Origin of the sequence: Streptomyces sp. NPDC087215 (assembly GCF_044744885.1) — a bacterium.
GTDB lineage: Bacteria > Actinomycetota > Actinomycetes > Streptomycetales > Streptomycetaceae > Streptomyces.
Window position 1 is genome coordinate 361,299 of the sequence record NZ_JBIUZD010000005.1, and the last position, 16,421, is coordinate 377,719.

Here is a 16,421-nt window from a genome sequence, read left to right on the forward strand (position 1 = left end):
AAGGCAGTTGCGCGCTGCTAGCGTTCCCGGTCGTGAACCTCCCCCTGAGCCCCGGCGCCCCGGCCGGCATCCCTGAGAACCTGCCCGAGACCTCGCCCGCACCGGCCCTCGGGAACGGCCCGGGGCCTTCCGCGCCCACCCCCGCCGGGCGGGCGCGGTCCCGCGCCACCCGGGCTCTGGTGGGGGCGACGGCGGCCTGGGCGCTGCTGGTGGTCCCGGGGCTGTCGCTGAGCGGACGGTGGTGGCTCTGGCTGCTGCCGGACCTGGTGCCGCCGCCCGCCTTCGTCGTGGTGCCCCTCCTGCTGTCGGCCCTGGCCTGCGGTCTGACCGGCGGCCGGGCCCGCCGGTGGCTGCTCGCCGCCCTGGTCGCCGTGCTGCTGGCGGGCGCCGGGCGGGCGGGGCTCCACTGGGGCGCGCTGCTCCCCGGCGGGGGTCCGGGTCCGGCCCCGGCGAACGCGCTCAAGGTCTTCTCGTGGAACACCCTCTACTGGGACACCACCGACGACCCTGACGCGTTCCACCGCTTCCTGCGGTCCAAGGACGCCGATGTCTATCTGCTCCAGGAGCACCTGGCCTGGGACGGCACGCACCGGGAGACGGACCGGCTCGACCGGCTGCGGGCGGAGTTCCCCGGCTACCACCTGGTGGCGCGGGGCGAGTTGGTCACGCTGTCGCGGTATCCGGTCGTCGCCGCTCCCCCGGTCGGCCCGGGGCCCGCACCGGCGGACTCGGCGCCGTGGCGGGAGCGGTTCGAGTGGAACAAGGTGCTGCGCACCGATGTGGACGTGGCCGGGACGGTGGTGTCGTTCTACAACGTGCACATGCCGGTTCAGCTGGACATCGAGCGCAGCCCGCTGAGCCCGGACTTCTACCGGGTGGTCCGTGAGACGGACGCGGTGCGCCGGGAGCACTACGCGGCGCTGCTCGCGGACGCCCGCGCGAACCCGCGTCCGCTGCTGATCTCGGGGGACTTCAACACGACCCCGGCCATGGGGGATCTGCGGGGGCTGCGGGAGTCGTTCCGCGACGCCCTGTCGGCCTCGTCGTCGTTCCTGCCGGGCACCTGGGGCGTGGCGGGGGTGGCGCTGTGGCGGATCGACTGGACGTTCACGGACGAGGGGCTGCGCGTGCACCGGTACGCGCTCGTCTCGCCGGCGGGCCTCTCCGACCACAAGGGCCAGGAGCTGCTGGTCTCCCCGGCGGGGTGAGCGGTGGGCAGGGGCGGGCGAGGGGCGGGCGCCGGAGGGTGAGGGCGAGCCGCCCGGCCCTGCCCACGGCCCGCACCCGACTCCGGCCCCGGCCCGCAGGCCCCCGCCCGTCAGGAACTCCCGCCCGTCCCTCCTCCGTCAGACGCCCGTTCCGTCAGGAACCGGCCTCGTCGAGCCGTCGCCGCTGGTCGGGGTCGAGGGTGAGGGAGAGCGCGCCCATGGCCTCCTCCACCTGCTCGACCCGGCTCGCGCCGACGACGGGCAGGACGCCGGGCTCGCCGTCGAGGAGCCAGGCGAGCACCACCTGGTTGACGGTCGCGCCGAGCTCCCCGGCGACCTCGCGCAGGGCCGCGAGGCGCGGGGCGGTGCCGGGGTGGTCGTACGCCCCGGGGAGTCCGACCTCGGGGCGGGTGTAGCCGCCGGAGAGCAGCGCGCTGTAGGCCCAGACCGTCAGGTCGCCCTCGCTGCGGGTGTAGTCGAGGAGTTCCCGGGTGACGTGGACGTGCCCCGAGGAGGGCAGGGGCTTGTCGAAGCGGGGCTGGAGGTAGGAGTGGCGGTACTGGAGGTGGGTGTAGCGCGGACGGTCCCCGGCGAGCGCGCGGGCGCGCTCGACCCGCCAGACGGCGTGGTTGCTGACGCCGAGTTCGCCCGCCTTGCCCGCCTCGACGAGGCCCGCGAGGGCGTCGACGGTCTCGGCGAGCGGGACCGTACGGTCCTCCAGATGGGCCCAGAAGACGTCGACACGGTCGACGCCGAGGCGCCGGAGGCTGTCGTCGAGGGCGCTCCTGACCGCCTTCTCGGAGAGGCCCTCGATCTCGGCGGCGCCAGGAGAGGCCGGTCGGCCGCCGCACTTGGTGGAGAGGACGAGGCCGTCGCGGTTGCCGCGCGCGGCGAGCCAGCGGCCGATGGTCGCCTCACTCTCGTCGCCGACGCCGCCCTCGGCCCAGTACGCGTAGTTGTTGGCCGTGTCGATCACGGTGCCGCCGAGTTCGGTGAAGCGGTCGAGAACGGCGAACGAGGTGGCCTCGTCGACGGTCGTACCGAACGGCAGGGCGCCGAGAACAAGGGTGCGCTGCGGAATCGCCATGGATACAGTGCCTCTCGAAGTTCCGTTGGACTAGACCATCCTGGATCACTTGGCCGGATTGCGCAGGGGTTCGACCGGACAGCCGGTGGCTGAACTCCGTACCTGACCAACCCTGTTAATTGGTCTAGTCCTGGACCCGATCCGCCGCCTACGATCACAGGGGCCGCGCGGTCAGGCACCGAGAGTCAGCGGCACACACGGGACTATTCCGGGGGGAAGTCACCTTGTTGGAGGCTCTGGGCATAGAACGGTCCGCCGAGACCCTGTACCGGCTCATGCTCGAACGGCCCGAGTACGGGGTCACGGACATGGCCCGCACGCTCGACTGGCCGGAGGAACAGGTCCGCGAGGCACTGGGGCGCCTCGCGGAGGCACGGCTCGTCGCCATGGAGGGACCGGGAGAAGCCCTTCCGTTCGACCCCGAGGTCGGTTTCTCGTTCCTGCTCTCCCGCGCCGAGGCCGATCTGAGCCGGAGACGGCGCCAGGTCGAGCGCGCCCAACGGACCGTGGCGGACATCCTCACCACGTACGCCGACCCCACCACGGGGGCGGCGCGGCACGACGTGGTGCACCGGGTGGTGGGCCTGGAGAACGTCCGCGACCGCCTGGAGGACCTCGCCGCGAACGCCCGTACCGAATGCTTCTCGCTGCTCCCCGGCGGGGCCCAGCTCCCCGACACCATGGACGCGAGCCAGCCGCTCGACCAACTCGCCCTGGAACGCGGGGTGAAGATCCGGTCGATCTACCAGGAGAGCTTCCGCAACGACCCGCCGACCGCCGAGTACGTCCGCTGGTACTGCGACCTGGGCGGCGAGGCGCGGACCGTGCCCGTGGTCCCGATGCTCATGGTGATCGTGGACCGCGAGGCGGCGCTCGTCCCGGTCGACCCCCAGGACGGCCGCGCGGGCGCCCTGGAGGTCCGCAGTCCCGGTCTGGTGCACGCGCTCGTGGTGCTCTTCGACCGGCTGTGGGAGGCGGGCACCCCCTTCGGCGAGGCCCCCCGCCGCGACGAGCACGCGCTCTCCCCGCAGGAGCGGGAGCTGCTCATGCTGCTGGGGATCGGCTGCACGGACGACATCGCCGCCCGGCGCCTCGGGGTGTCGCTGCGGACCGTGCGCCGGATGAGCTCCGACCTGATGAACCGGCTCGGCGCCCGCAGCCGTTTCGAGGCGGGCGTCCGGGCCAGCAAGGAGGGCTGGCTCTGAACCCCGGCCCCCGCGAAGGCCCTTGCCCGGCCCGGGAGCCACCGCACCCGGCAGCCACGGAGTCCCTTCCGTTATGCGGACAGGGGTTCCGTGGGACCGGAGGCGTCCCCTAGATTTCCCCAGCACTTGTCGAGGTGATCAGCGAGGGGACGGAATCGCCATGCCGGAAGAGACACAAGGGAAACAACCGACCATCACCCCCCTGCGGGTGGTGATCGCGCTCTGCCTGATCGCGCCGTTCGTGGCGATGCTCTGGGTGGGGTCCTACGCGAAGACCGAACCCCTGCTCGGGGGCATCCCGTTCTTCTACTGGTACCAGATGCTCTGGGTGGTCGTCTCGACCGCGCTCACCATGATCGCGTACAAGCTGTGGCAGAACGACCAGCGCGCCCGCAAGGGAGGTGACGCGCGATGAAGGACGGCGTGAACGGCGTCGCACTCGCCGTCTTCATCTTCTTCTTCGTGGCCGTCACGGTCATGGGCTTCCTCGCCGCGCGCTGGCGCAAGGCGGAGGACGAGAACAGCCTCGACGAATGGGGCCTGGGCGGACGCTCGTTCGGCACCTGGGTCACCTGGTTCCTGCTGGGCGGCGACCTCTACACCGCGTACACCTTCGTCGCCGTCCCCGCGGCCATCTACGCGGCGGGCGCGGCCGGCTTCTTCGCCGTCCCGTACACGATCCTGGTCTACCCGCTGATCTTCACCTTCCTGCCGCGCCTCTGGTCGGTCTCGCACAAGCACGGGTACGTCACCACCTCGGACTTCGTGCGCGGACGCTTCGACTCCAAGGGGCTCTCCCTGGCGGTGGCGGTCACCGGCATCCTCGCCACCATGCCGTACATCGCGCTCCAGCTCGTCGGCATCCAGGCCGTCCTGGACGTGATGGGCCTCGGCGGCGGCGAGACCACCCACTGGTTCGTCAAGGACCTGCCGCTGCTGATCGCCTTCGGCGTCCTCGCCGCGTACACCTACTCCTCGGGGCTGCGCGCGCCCGCGCTCATCGCGTTCGTCAAGGACACCCTGATCTACATCGTCATCGCCGTGGCGATCATCTACATCCCGATCAAGCTCGGCGGCTTCGACGAGATCTTCGCCAGGGCGGGCGAGGCGTACGCGCAGACCAACCCGGCGACCGACAAGCCGCGCGGCGCGCTGGTGCCCGGCGAGGCGGGCCAGTGGACGTACGCGACGCTCGCGCTCGGCTCGGCGCTCGCGCTCTTCATGTACCCGCACTCCATCACGGCGACGCTGTCGTCGAAGAGCCGCGAGGTCATCCGCCGCAACACCACCATCCTGCCGCTGTACTCGCTGATGCTGGGCCTGCTCGCACTGCTCGGCTTCATGGCCATCGCCGCGGGCATCCAGGTGAAGAACGGCCAGCTCGCCATCCCGCAGCTCTTCGAGACGATGTTCCCCGACTGGTTCGCGGGCGTCGCGTTCGCCGCCATCGGCATCGGCGCGCTCGTCCCGGCCGCGATCATGTCCATCGCCGCCGCCAACCTCTTCACCCGCAACATCTACAAGGACTTCATCAGACCGGACGCGACCCCCGCCCAGGAGACCAAGATCTCCAAGCTGGTCTCCCTCCTGGTCAAGGTCGGCGCCCTCGCCTTCGTCCTCACCATGGACAAGACGGTCGCGATCAACTTCCAGCTGCTCGGCGGCATCTGGATCCTGCAGACCTTCCCGGCCCTGGTCGGCGGCCTGTTCACCCGCTGGTTCCACCGCTGGGCGCTGCTCGCCGGCTGGGCCGTCGGCATGGTCTACGGCACGGTCGCCGCGTACGGCGTCGCCAGCCCCACCCAGAAGCACTTCGGCGGCTCCTCCGCGGCGATACCCGGCATCGGCGAGATCGGCTACATCGGACTCACCGCCTTCGTCCTCAACGTCCTGGTGACCGTGGTCCTCACCTTCGTCCTCAAGGCCCTCAAGGCCCCCGAGGGCGTCGACGAGACCTCCCCGGGCGACTACACGGCCGACGCGGGCGACCGCGGCGTCAAGGACCTCCCGCCGGTCGGCGCCGGAAGCCACTGACCCGCCGCCGCGCCCGAGGGGCCCGGGACCCCCGCGAGGGGAACCCGGGCCCCTCCCCCGTACCCCCGGGGAGGCACACTGCCTCCATGGACTTCACGATCAGGGCGGTACGGCCCGAGGAACACGCGGAGCTCGGCGACCTCACCGGGCTGACCTATCTGAACGACGGGCTGCTGCTGCACGGCGAGGACGACTTCTACCTGGACGTGCTCCGCGACACCGCCGGGCGGGCCCGCGAGGCCGAGGTGCTCGTCGCCGTCGACGCCGACGGCCGGATCGTCGGCGGGGTGACCTTCGCCCCCGGCGACACCCCCTGGGCGGACATCGCCGTCGCGGGCGAGGCCGAGTTCCGGATGCTCGTGGTCGCCCCGGACGCCCGGGGCAGGGGCGTCGGCGAGGCCCTCGTACGGGCCTGCGCCGACCGGGCACGGGCCCTCCCCGGCTGCGTCCGGCTCGTGCTCTCCACGGCCGACCTCATGGTCTCCGCCCACCGGATCTACGAACGGATGGGCTTCGTCCGTACGCCCGAACGGGACTGGGCGCCGGTCTCCGACCACCTCCTGCGCACCTACGCCCTGGAGTTCTGAGGCCACGGCGCGACACAACATGTGGGGGGTGCCGCAAGCGGCGCCCCCCACATGTATGCTCGTGCTCGCTGTCGACGCAGGGGAATCCGGCGCGAATCCGGAACTGTCCCGCAACGGTGTGCTTCGTACGGATACGACGTCCGCACGACGTGAGTCCGAAGACCTGCCGGCAGTGCGCCCGGTCCGTCCGTTCCGGGTGTCACAGACGTCCGGGCCTCGCGGAATGGGCCGGTGGACGCGGCGCGTCCGGCCTGCCCGGAGAGCCGTCCGCCCGCCTTCCCGCCGCGGCCCCGAGCCGAGCGAGGGAGAGCCCCCACGTGACCATCGCGCCCGCCCATCCGGCGTCCGCCGAGGCTTCCGCGATCGAGAGCGACGCCCCCGGGACCGTGCTGCTGCGGACCCTGACCGCCCTCACCGCCGACCTCCCCGACACCGACCCCGGCAAGGTCGCCGCCGCCGCGCTCCGCGGCCGCAGCGCCGCCGCGGACGAGGCGGAGCTGCGCGAGCTGGCCACCGAGGCGGCCGCCGGGCTGATCGCCGAGGACCCCGCGTACTCCCGGCTCGCCGCCCGGCTCCTGACGATCACCATCGCCGACGAGGCCGCCTCCCAGGGTTCCGTGGCCTTCTCCGCGTCCGTGGCCGTCGGCCACCGCGAGGGCCTGATCGCCGACCGCACCGCCGAGCTCGTCGCCGCCCACGCCGACCGGCTCGACGCGACGATCGACCCGGCGGGCGACGACCGCTTCGGCTACTTCGGCCTGCGGACCCTCTACTCGCGCTACCTGCTGCGCCACCCGATCACCCGCAAGGTGATCGAGACCCCCCAGCACTTCATGCTGCGCGTGGCCTGCGGTCTCGCCGAGGACGACGGCTCCCGCGCCCTCGACGAGGTCGCGGCCCTCTACGGTCTGATGAGCCGCCTCGACTACCTGCCGTCCTCCCCGACGCTCTTCAACTCCGGCACCCGCCACCCGCAGATGTCCTCCTGCTACCTGCTCGACTCCCCGCAGGACGAGCTGGACTCCATCTACGACCGCTACCACCAGGTCGCGCGGCTCTCCAAGCACGCCGGCGGCATCGGGCTCTCGTACTCCCGCATCCGCGCCCGGGGCTCGCTGATCCGCGGCACCAACGGGCACTCCAACGGCATCGTGCCGTTCCTGAAGACCCTCGACGCCTCCGTCGCCGCCGTGAACCAGGGCGGTCGCCGCAAGGGCGCCGCCGCCGTCTACCTGGAGACCTGGCACGCCGACATCGAGGAGTTCCTGGAGCTCCGCGACAACACCGGCGAGGACCAGCGCCGCACCCACAACCTGAACCTGGCGCACTGGATCCCGGACGAGTTCATGCGCCGGGTCAACGCGGACGCCGAGTGGTCGCTGTTCTCCCCGGCGGACGTGCCCGAGCTGGTCGACCTGTGGGGCGAGGAGTTCGACGCCGCCTACCGCGAGGCCGAGGCGGCCGGTCTGGCCCGCAAGACCATGCCCGCCCGTGACCTGTACGGCCGGATGATGCGGACCCTGGCCCAGACCGGCAACGGCTGGATGACCTTCAAGGACGCCTCGAACCGGACGGCCAACCAGACCGCCCTGCCCGGTCACACCGTCCACTCCTCCAACCTCTGCACGGAGATCCTGGAGGTCACCGACGACGGCGAGACCGCCGTCTGCAACCTCGGCTCGGTCAACCTCGGCTCGTTCGTCGCCGACGGCGGCATCGACTGGGAGCGGCTGGACGCCACCGTCCGCACGGCCGTCACCTTCCTCGACCGGGTCGTCGACATCAACTTCTACCCGACCGAGCAGGCGGGCCGCTCCAACGCCCGCTGGCGGCCGGTGGGCCTGGGCGCGATGGGCCTCCAGGACGTCTTCTTCCAGCTGAAGCTGCCGTTCGACTCCCCCGAGGCCCGCGCGCTCTCCACCCGTATCGCCGAGCGGATCATGCTCGCCGCGTACGAGGCGTCCGCCGACCTCGCCGAGCGCAACGGCCCGGTCCCCGCCTGGGAGGCCACCCGTACCGCCCGGGGCGTGCTGCACCCGGACCACTACGACGTGGAGCTGAACTGGCCGGAGCGCTGGACGGCGCTGCGCGCGCGGATCGCCGTCACCGGGATGCGCAACAGCCTCCTCCTCGCCATCGCGCCGACCGCGACCATCGCGTCGATCGCCGGTGTCTACGAGTGCATCGAGCCGCAGGTCTCCAACCTGTTCAAGCGCGAGACGCTGTCCGGCGAGTTCCTCCAGGTCAACTCCTACCTGGTCGACGAGCTGAAGCGGCTCGGCGTGTGGGACGCGCCGACCCGTGAGGCGCTGCGCGACGCCAACGGCTCCGTCGCGGGCTTCAGCTGGGTCCCGGCCGAGGTGCGCGAGCTGTACCGCACCGCCTGGGAGATCCCGCAGCGCGGCCTGATCGACATGGCCGCCGCCCGGACCCCGTTCCTGGACCAGTCGCAGTCGCTGAACCTGTTCCTGGAGACGCCCACCATCGGCAAGCTGTCGTCGATGTACGCGTACGCCTGGAAGCAGGGCCTGAAGACGACGTACTACCTGCGCTCCCGTCCGGCCACCCGGATCGCCCGCGCCGCCCAGGCGTCGGCCGCCGCCCCGGCCACCATCCCCGTCCAGCAGGCCGCCGACCCCGACGCGGTCGCCTGCTCCCTGGAAAACCCCGAGTCCTGCGAGGCCTGCCAGTAATGAGCGACGAACAGAAGAACCTCCTCGACCCGGGCTTCGAGCTGACCCTCCGCCCGATGCGCTACCCGGACTTCTACGAGCGCTACCGGGACGCGATCAAGAACACCTGGACCGTCGAGGAGGTCGACCTCCACTCGGACGTCGCCGACCTCGCCAAGCTCACCCCGGGTGAGCAGCACATGATCGGCCGGCTCGTCGCGTTCTTCGCGACCGGCGACTCGATCGTGTCGAACAACCTGGTCCTGACGCTGTACAAGCACATCAACTCCCCCGAGGCGCGGCTCTACCTCTCGCGCCAGCTCTTCGAGGAGGCCGTGCACGTCCAGTTCTACCTGACCCTCCTGGACACGTACCTGCCCGACCCGGCGGACCGCGCGGCGGCCTTCGACGCGGTGGAGAACATCCCGTCGATCCGCGAGAAGGCGCAGTTCTGCTTCAAGTGGATGGACTCGGTCGAGAAGATCGACCGGCTGGAGACGGCCTCCGACCGCCGCCGCTTCCTGCTGAACCTGATCTGCTTCGCCGCGTGCATCGAGGGCCTGTTCTTCTACGGCGCCTTCGCCTACGTGTACTGGTTCCGGTCCCGCGGCCTGCTGCACGGCCTGGCCACCGGCACCAACTGGGTGTTCCGCGACGAGACGATGCACATGAACTTCGCCTTCGAGGTCGTGGACACCGTCCGCAAGGAGGAGCCGGAGCTCTTCGACGACGCCCTCCAGCAGCAGGTCACGGACATGCTGAGGGAGGCCGTCGAGGCGGAGCTGCAGTTCGGCCGCGACCTGTGCGGCGAGGGCCTGCCCGGCATGAACACCGAGTCGATGCGCGAGTACCTCCAGTGCGTCGCCGACCAGCGCCTCCAGCGCCTGGGCTTCCCCCCGGTCTACGGCTCCGAGAACCCGTTCGCCTTCATGGAACTCCAGGGCGTCCAGGAACTCACCAACTTCTTCGAACGCCGCCCGTCCGCCTACCAGGTGGCGGTCGAGGGCTCGGTGGACCTGGACGAGGACTTCTAGTCCCGTACGGCACGGGAAAGGGCCCCGCACTCCTCGGAGTGCGGGGCCCTTTCCGGTACCACCGGAGGGTCAGGCGTTCGGAACCGTCTCGTAGCGCGGGGTGCCCTCTTCCATCTGGCGGAGGGCGTCCTTGCGGTCGCGCTTGGAGAGGCGGTCGATGTACAGGTAGCCGTACAGGTGGTCCGTCTCGTGCTGGAGGCAGCGGGCGAAGTAGCCGGTGCCCCTGACCTTGATCGGGTTGCCCTGGGCGTCCTGGCCGTGGACCTCCGCGTGGTCCGGGCGGGCCAGTTCGGCGTAGGCCGTCGGGACCGAGAGGCAGCCCTCGTTGGACTCGTCCAGGACGCGCAGCTCCGCCGGGAGTTCCTGGAGGACCGGGTTGATCACGACGCCGGTGTGCCGGACGCCCTCGTCGTCGGGGCAGTCGTAGACGAAGACCTTGAGGTCCACACCGATCTGGTTCGCGGCCAGGCCCACGCCCTCGGCGGCCTTCTGGCTGGCGAACATGTCGTCGATCAGCGCGGCGAGCGAGTCGTCGAACTCGGTGACGTCCTTGCACTCCTTGTGCAGCACCGGGTTCCCGACCACCGTGATCGGGCGGGCCGTGCCGCGCTCGCGGTGGGCGAGCTCACGCGCCTCGCAGTCCTCCGTGTCCACGACGTAGCCGTCGTTGATCCGCGTCTGCTCGTCCGTCTCCTGCTGCGCCATGTCCGGCCGCGCCCTTCTGAAAACCCGATTCCGTCGGAGGACAGCCTACGGGCCCGACGGCGGACGCTCAGCAGACCTCTTCGAGATCCCGCCATTCACGGCTGTCGGGACTGTCCGCGGCCCAGCCGTCGAGGAGTCCCCGCACCAGGCCCGGCGGGGCCGCGATGCCGCACTCGCGCTCCGGCACCCACAGCTCGCCCGGCGAGCGGTGGCCCAGCGGCCCGGGGTGCCCAGGCTCGCTGTGGTCGTGCGGGTCGGAGTGCTCGCCCTCGCCCTCGGCGCTCGGCATCGTCGACTCCGAGCAGGCGCGGCAGAGCAGCCGCACCGAGGACGACCAGTCCTCGGCGGCGAAGCCCGCCTCCGCGGCCAGCAGCTCCAGGGCGTCCCGGTCGGCCTCGGTGGCCGCCTCCAGGAGCACCACCCAGGTGGGGACGGGCGACGGCGCCCACAGCTCGATCTCGTCGAAGACCGGATAGGAGGGGCCCGCGGTGGTGGTCCGCTCACCGTGCGGCACCCCGTCGTGCAGGACGACCTCGCCCCAGCGGCGCCCGGACGACGGCAGCGGGATGGACAGGACCTCGATCCGGGCCGGGTCGAGCCTGCGGCCCCACACGACCTCCGCCTCGCCCTCCGGCGAGAGCCGGACGGCGGCGCTGCCCAGCTCCATCCCGGCGGGCTCACCGGTGCCCGCGGCGGCGCCCGGCACCTTCAACCCGTACGCCTGCCAGGCGCGGCGGGCCAGCGGCCAGTCCTGGAGCGCGGTGGCCGCGATCCCCACGTTCCACCAGTCCGGGGCGCCGGTCTCCTTGTCGAGGAGGGCGACCGCGCGGAGCCCGGCGGCCCGCGCCTGCTCCCAGTCGTGCCGGAACTTGTGCAGCAGCGCCAGGTTGAACCAGGACTCGGAGAGCCAGGGCTCCAGGTCCGCCGCACGGGTGAGCAGCGCTCCCGCGTCCTCGTACCGTCCGTCGCCGATCAGCGTGAACGCGCGGTCGGTGGCCTGCCGCCACGAGGCGGAGGGCCGATGCCGTACCTTCCCGAAGATCTTCACGATTCCCGCCTGCCGGTCGCTTCACCCTCTTGTTCGCATCCAACCATGCCCGGTCGGACGCGCGCTCATTACCCATGGGTTACCCAGGGACGGCCGAGGTCACCCCAGCCGCTCCGCCCCGGGCCAGGACCCTGGCCAGGCATTCGACGACGTCCGGGTGGTAGTCGCGGGCGGTGCCGAGTCTGAGCCGCTCCAGGGCGTCGAGGGCGGCGGTCGCGGGCCCGTCGCCCGCGAGGTCGTCGTAGGCGTTCACCGCGCGCACGATCCGGGCGGGCAGCGGCTGCTCCCGGTACGGGTCGGCCTGCCGTTCCACCACGACGGCGACGGCCCCGGGGACCCCGGTCCTGCGCACGACCTCACCGCCGAGGAGGGCGATCCGGCGCTGTTCCTCGGCGGGCAGGAGCGCGGTGGCGCCGCCCGCGACCGGGTCGACCAGGGAGAGCTGTCCGATGTCGTGCATGAGGGCGGCGTGCTCCAGGACGGTCAGCTCGGCGCCGGAGAGCCCCAGCTCGCGTCCGACGGCCGCGCTGAGGGCGGCGACCCGGTGGGCGTGGCCGGGCGGGGTGCAGCCCGCGATCTCGGTGGCGCGGGCGAGGGAGGCGATGGTCTGCCGGTTGATCGTGCGGACCGCCGCGTACCGCTGGAAGGAGACCTGGGTGAGCAGCGGCGGTACGGCGAGCACGGGCAGCGCCCAGAGTCCGGCGGCGGCCACGCCGAGCGCCATGACGGCGCCGGTGGCGCAGACGGCGGAGCCGATGCCGAGGAGGGCGCGCAGTTCGTCGCGGAGGAGGGGCCCGTAAGGGAATCCCGTACGGGCGCGGAGCAGGAGCGCGGCGAGCACGGCGTCGCAGAGGGCGGTGAGGACGAGCAGCAGGAGGAGGAAGAGGGCGTACTGGGGGCCCTGGCCGAGGTGGGTGACGGCGGTCCCCGTGTTGTAGAGGGGCTGGAAGCAGAGGGCGGCGAAGCCGACGGTGAGGACGCGGCGGGCGAGGTGGTCGGGGCGGGGGTCCCGGCCCAGGGCGATGTGGGGGACGATCCCGGCGAGGCCCGCGGCGGTGACGACGGCGACGATCTGGAGGACGTCGTGGGTGGTCTCGGTCCCGGCGCTCGCGCCGAGCAGGGCGTAGGCGAGGGCGCCCGCGGCGGCCAGCGGCGCGGGTTCCCGTTCCTCGGGCTCGTCGGGCGGGGTGGGGACGGCGCCCCAGCGGACGAGTTCACCGAGGGTGACGAGGGCGCCGAAGGCGAGGGCGTTGCGGGGTTCGTCGACGCCGTGCCAGAGCGTGGCGGCGAGTCCGGCGAGGCCGAGGAGGAGTGCGGCGCCGTGGACGGCGCCGAGGGTGACGGCGCCGGGGCGCGGGCGTCTCACGCGCGCTCCTTGGGGCGGGGGGTGACGGGGTCGCGCGCGGGTGGCACGTTCCCCTCGGGGGCGGTCTCGTCGGAGGTGACGGCGGGCTGCCAGCCGTAGCGGTCGAGGGCGCGGACGAGGGCGGCGACCATCCGGGGGTCGAACTGGGTCCCGGCGCAGCGTTCGAGTTCGGCGACGGCGGTCGGCACGGGCCGGGCGCGGCTGTAGGAACGGGTGGAGGTCATGGCGTCGAAGGAGTCCGCGACGGCGACGACCCGGGCGTACTCGGGGATCTCCTCGCCGCGCAGCCCGTAGGGGTAGCCGTTGCCGTCCATGCGTTCGTGGTGGTGGAGGATCGCGGCGCGCGCCTCGCCGAGGAAGCCGATGCCCCGGACCATCTCGTGGCCGTACTCGGGGTGGAGTTCGATGATCCGGCGTTCCTCGGGGGTGAGCGGGCCGTCCTTGCGGAGCACCCGGGTGGGCACGCCGAGCTTGCCGACGTCGTGGAGGATGCCCGCGAAGCGGACGGTGTCGAGGCGGTCCTCGGACATGCCGAGTTCGCGGGCGATGAGGAAGGAGGCGTGGCCGACGCGTTCGCTGTGGCCCCGGGTGTAGCGGTCCTTGATGTCGACGGCCTGGACGAGGGCGCGGATGGTGGCCTGGTGGGCGGCGCGTTCGCGGTGGTACTGGGTGAAGACCCAGCAGGAGATGTACATGGGCAGCAGGACGAAGAGCGCGGCGACGGGCCCGTACGAGCTGCGCCAGAGGACGGCCATCATGAGTCCGGCGAGGCCGTGGACGGTGTGCGGGGCCAGGGCCCGGCCGAGGAGTCCGCGCCAGGCGGCGCGGGCGGTGAGGCCGTCGGCGGTGGCGCGGATGCCGCCGTCGAGGGCGGTGAGGACCAGGCAGAAGCTGAGCGAGGCGGCGGTCGCGGGCAGCAGCGCGTAGGGGAGGTCGGGGGCCCGGTATTTCCCTCCGAGGGCGTTTCCGCAGCTCAGAGTGTCGGCGGTATGGGCGGCCGCGTAGACGGCCAGGCTGGTGGCGGCGGCCCGCCAGACGCGGCGGGGGGCGGCGGGGGCTTCGTCGACGCGGGCCAGGAGGCTCCCGGGCAGGGCGGTGAGCGCGGCGGCGGCGGGCGGCAGGAGGAACGCGGCGGCGAGCAGGACGGGGAAGAAGGAACCGGCGCCCAGGGGGAGCGGGCCGCCGAGGCCGCGGCCGGGGAGCCGGCAGCGGGCGGGGAGTTCGCAGAGCGCGTACAGGGCGGCGAGGAGCGCGACCGTGCCCCAGGGGGTGGTGGCGCCGGGGCGGAGTGCGGGCAGGACGCAGGCCCCGGTACCGAGCAGGGCGCAGCCGATGTACACGCGGGCCGCTCGTGGAATGGCCTTCACGCCGATCATCCCCGTCACGGTAGCGATCGGGGCGGCCCGTGGCGGGTCTGTGGCGAGGAGTTCGCACCATCGGGTGATACAAGCCGATGTACGGAGGAGGCCGCCGTGATCGTGTCACGGCGGCCCTCGGGCGGTGCGGGTGCGCGGGGTGCTACTCCTGTGTGGCCGGAGTCGTGGGGACGATCGGCGCGATCTCCTGCTCGGGGACCAGGTGTCCGGAGCGGATGAGGTCGATCCGGCCCATCACCTTGGCCCGCAGGTCGGTGGGGACGTCGTCGCTGCCGCAGCAGCGCTTGACGAGCTTCTTCACCGCCTGTTCGAGGCCGTACTTCTCCAGGCAGGGGGAGCACTCCTCGAAGTGCACCTCGAACTTGGTGCAGTCACTGTCGGGCATCTCGTGGTCGAGGAACTCGTAGAGATGGTCGAGGACTTCCGAGCAATCCGTCTCGTGCGGATCTCCGCAGCTCATGAGCCCGAGCCTTTCAGATCGTGCGACGACTCCCCGGCGCCCGCGGGGACGAGCCCGCGGTCGCGGGCGTAGTCCTCCAGCATTCCGCGCAACTGGCGGCGGCCCCGGTGCAGTCGGGACATCACCGTACCGATGGGAGTCCCCATGATGTCCGCGATCTCCTTGTACGCAAAGCCCTCGACGTCCGCGAGATAGACGGCGATGCGGAACTCCTCGGGAATCGCCTGGAGGGCCGCCTTCACGTCGGAGTCGGGAAGGTGGTCGAGCGCCTGGGACTCGGCGGAGCGCAGCCCGGTCGACATGTGCGACTCGGCGCGGGCGAGCTGCCAGTCCTCGATCTCCTCGGCGGCGCTGCGCTGGGGCTCGCGCTGCTTCTTGCGGTACGAGTTGATGAAGGTGTTGGTGAGGATGCGGTAGAGCCACGCCTTGAGGTTGGTTCCCTCGCGGAACTGGTGGAAGGAGCCGTACGCCTTGGCATAGGTCTCCTGCACCAGGTCCTCGGCGTCCGCCGGGTTGCGCGTCATGCGCAGTGCGGCGGAGTACATCTGGTCCAGGTAGCCGAGGGCGTCCCGCTCGAAGCGCGCGTTGCGCTCCGCGGTCGTCTCCTCGGGGCCTTCCTCGGTCCCTGTGTCGGTACCGGTGACCGGACCCACCTCCTCCAGCGCGGCGGCGAGTCCGAGGGCGGACCCGCTCGTTTCGGAGGATAGACGAGGAACCGCTCCGCCCGCCGCCCGAATCGGGCCGCTCTTGGGCGAGGTCAGCACTGTCCAGTCGAGGTCAGCGGCCTTCGCACGCTCCGGGCAGATGGTCGAACCCATGCGACGGACTCCCTCTTGTCTTCGTTCTCACACCGACGCCCCGAACAACAGCGGCCCCCCGTCCGGCATTCCCCCGGGCGTCAGCGCCGTGCGGAGATCCACTCGGTGATTCCGGTCACGAGCAGCCCCATGGCCTCCTCCTGGCCGAGGGGGGCCTTCCGGGGCAGGGCGAAGCCGTGGTCCCCGTACGGGATCTCCAGGAGGCGGTGGGGGCCGTCCGGGAACTCGGCGGGGCGGCCGAAGGGGTCGTTGCCGCCCTGGACGACGAGCGTCGGCAGGCCGGTGCCGAGGAGTTCACCGGCGCGGGACCGTTCGGGCCGGCCCGGCGGGTGGAGCGGGAAGCTGAGCGCGAGGACGGCGTCGGCGCCGAGCTCGCGGCCGGTGCGGCAGGCGACCCGGGCGCCCGCGCTCCGGCCGCCCGCGACCACGGGGAGGCCGGGCCGGGCGAGGGCGGGCCAGAGGCCGCGCCAGCCGGTGTCGAGGGTCTTCGGGGCGGGGGCGACCTTCTTGCCCGCGACCCGCCAGGGCTGTTCGACGAGGGCGACGCTCACGCCGCCGCCGGGCAGCGCCGCCGCGAGGGCCGCCAGGTCACGGGCCCCGATCCCGCCGCCCGCGCCGTGGCCGAGGGCGAGGACCGCCCACGGGTCGGCCCCCTCGTACCAGGTGACGCGGGCGTCCCCGGCGTCGGTGGGAACCGTCTCGGTCCGTGTCGTGCCCCGCGGGGCGTCTTCGGTGCTCACGGGGCCATCCTGCCGCGCGGACGGGCGGGGACGCCGGTGCGCGGCGGCGACTCCGGACGCGGCTCCGGGCCGTACGGGCCC

15 protein-coding genes and 1 riboswitch are annotated in these 16,421 nt (G+C 72.3%); of the genes, 7 read left to right on the top strand and 8 right to left on the bottom strand.

The window, feature by feature from the left end; all coding sequences use genetic code 11:
• The first annotated feature begins 32 nt into the window (after window positions 1-32).
• Window positions 33-1,208, top strand: coding sequence for an endonuclease/exonuclease/phosphatase family protein (locus ACIO92_RS16960; RefSeq protein WP_402281651.1), 1,176 nt, complete (start codon window positions 33-35; stop codon window positions 1,206-1,208).
• A gap of 154 nt (window positions 1,209-1,362) precedes the next feature.
• Here the strand turns inward: ACIO92_RS16960 and ACIO92_RS16965 are convergent, their stop codons facing one another.
• Window positions 1,363-2,295: an aldo/keto reductase gene (locus ACIO92_RS16965; RefSeq protein ID WP_402057599.1), complete on the bottom strand. Its 933-nt coding sequence runs from the start codon at window positions 2,293-2,295 to the stop codon at window positions 1,363-1,365.
• A 224-nt stretch (window positions 2,296-2,519) separates the two neighbouring features.
• On the opposite strand from ACIO92_RS16965, the gene ACIO92_RS16970 reads away from it, so the two are divergent.
• The 6 genes from ACIO92_RS16970 (at window position 2,520) to ACIO92_RS16995 (ending at window position 9,827) form a co-directional block, all read left to right on the top strand.
• On the top strand, window positions 2,520-3,500 hold the full coding sequence (locus ACIO92_RS16970; RefSeq protein WP_401236864.1) for a LuxR C-terminal-related transcriptional regulator: 981 nt from the start codon (window positions 2,520-2,522) through the stop codon (window positions 3,498-3,500).
• Between the two features lie 160 nt (window positions 3,501-3,660).
• The gene (locus tag ACIO92_RS16975; protein ID WP_351781734.1) at window positions 3,661-3,915 is read left to right on the top strand and encodes a DUF3311 domain-containing protein; all 255 of its coding nucleotides are present in this window, start codon (window positions 3,661-3,663) and stop codon (window positions 3,913-3,915) included.
• A complete protein-coding gene (mctP, locus tag ACIO92_RS16980; RefSeq protein ID WP_402281648.1) occupies window positions 3,912-5,534 on the top strand; it encodes a monocarboxylate uptake permease MctP in 1,623 nt (540 codons plus the stop codon). Before ACIO92_RS16975 ends, mctP begins: the two co-directional genes overlap by 4 nt.
• An 86-nt stretch (window positions 5,535-5,620) precedes the next feature.
• A complete protein-coding gene (locus ACIO92_RS16985) occupies window positions 5,621-6,121 on the top strand; it encodes a GNAT family N-acetyltransferase (RefSeq protein WP_366440222.1) in 501 nt (166 codons plus the stop codon).
• Window positions 6,122-6,169: 48 nt separating this feature from the next.
• Window positions 6,170-6,307: riboswitch (cobalamin riboswitch) on the top strand.
• Window positions 6,308-6,438: 131 nt separating this feature from the next.
• The gene (locus ACIO92_RS16990) at window positions 6,439-8,814 is read left to right on the top strand and encodes a ribonucleoside-diphosphate reductase subunit alpha (protein WP_366440221.1); all 2,376 of its coding nucleotides are present in this window, start codon (window positions 6,439-6,441) and stop codon (window positions 8,812-8,814) included.
• Window positions 8,814-9,827, top strand: a complete 1,014-nt coding sequence (locus ACIO92_RS16995; protein WP_366440220.1) for a ribonucleotide-diphosphate reductase subunit beta — start codon at window positions 8,814-8,816, stop codon at window positions 9,825-9,827. The genes ACIO92_RS16990 and ACIO92_RS16995 overlap by 1 nt, the downstream gene beginning before the upstream one ends.
• 69 nt (window positions 9,828-9,896) lie before the next feature.
• Here the strand turns inward: ACIO92_RS16995 and def are convergent, their stop codons facing one another.
• From def to ACIO92_RS17030, 7 genes are all read right to left on the bottom strand, one after another.
• Window positions 9,897-10,532 carry a peptide deformylase gene (gene def, locus ACIO92_RS17000; protein WP_366440219.1) on the bottom strand — a complete coding sequence of 212 codons (636 nt, stop codon included), beginning with the start codon at window positions 10,530-10,532 and terminating at the stop codon, window positions 9,897-9,899.
• Window positions 10,533-10,599: 67 nt separating this feature from the next.
• On the bottom strand, window positions 10,600-11,580 hold the full coding sequence (locus tag ACIO92_RS17005) for a hypothetical protein (RefSeq protein ID WP_366440218.1): 981 nt from the start codon (window positions 11,578-11,580) through the stop codon (window positions 10,600-10,602).
• A 79-nt stretch (window positions 11,581-11,659) separates the two neighbouring features.
• Entirely contained in the window at window positions 11,660-12,946 is a 1,287-nt protein-coding gene (locus ACIO92_RS17010; protein ID WP_366440217.1) for an HD domain-containing protein, read from the bottom strand.
• The gene (locus ACIO92_RS17015) at window positions 12,943-14,313 is read right to left on the bottom strand and encodes an HD-GYP domain-containing protein (protein WP_366440318.1); all 1,371 of its coding nucleotides are present in this window, start codon (window positions 14,311-14,313) and stop codon (window positions 12,943-12,945) included. Before ACIO92_RS17015 ends, ACIO92_RS17010 begins: the two co-directional genes overlap by 4 nt.
• 151 nt (window positions 14,314-14,464) lie before the next feature.
• On the bottom strand, window positions 14,465-14,782 hold the full coding sequence (rsrA, locus tag ACIO92_RS17020) for a mycothiol system anti-sigma-R factor (protein WP_351781714.1): 318 nt from the start codon (window positions 14,780-14,782) through the stop codon (window positions 14,465-14,467).
• Window positions 14,779-15,435: a sigma-70 family RNA polymerase sigma factor gene (locus ACIO92_RS17025; RefSeq protein WP_366440317.1), complete on the bottom strand. Its 657-nt coding sequence runs from the start codon at window positions 15,433-15,435 to the stop codon at window positions 14,779-14,781. The genes rsrA and ACIO92_RS17025 overlap by 4 nt, the downstream gene beginning before the upstream one ends.
• Before the next feature lie 245 nt (window positions 15,436-15,680).
• Window positions 15,681-16,340 (bottom strand): alpha/beta family hydrolase, encoded by a 660-nt coding sequence (locus ACIO92_RS17030; protein ID WP_366440216.1) that lies wholly within the window; start codon window positions 16,338-16,340, stop codon window positions 15,681-15,683.
• Between the last annotated feature and the right edge of the window lie 81 nt (window positions 16,341-16,421).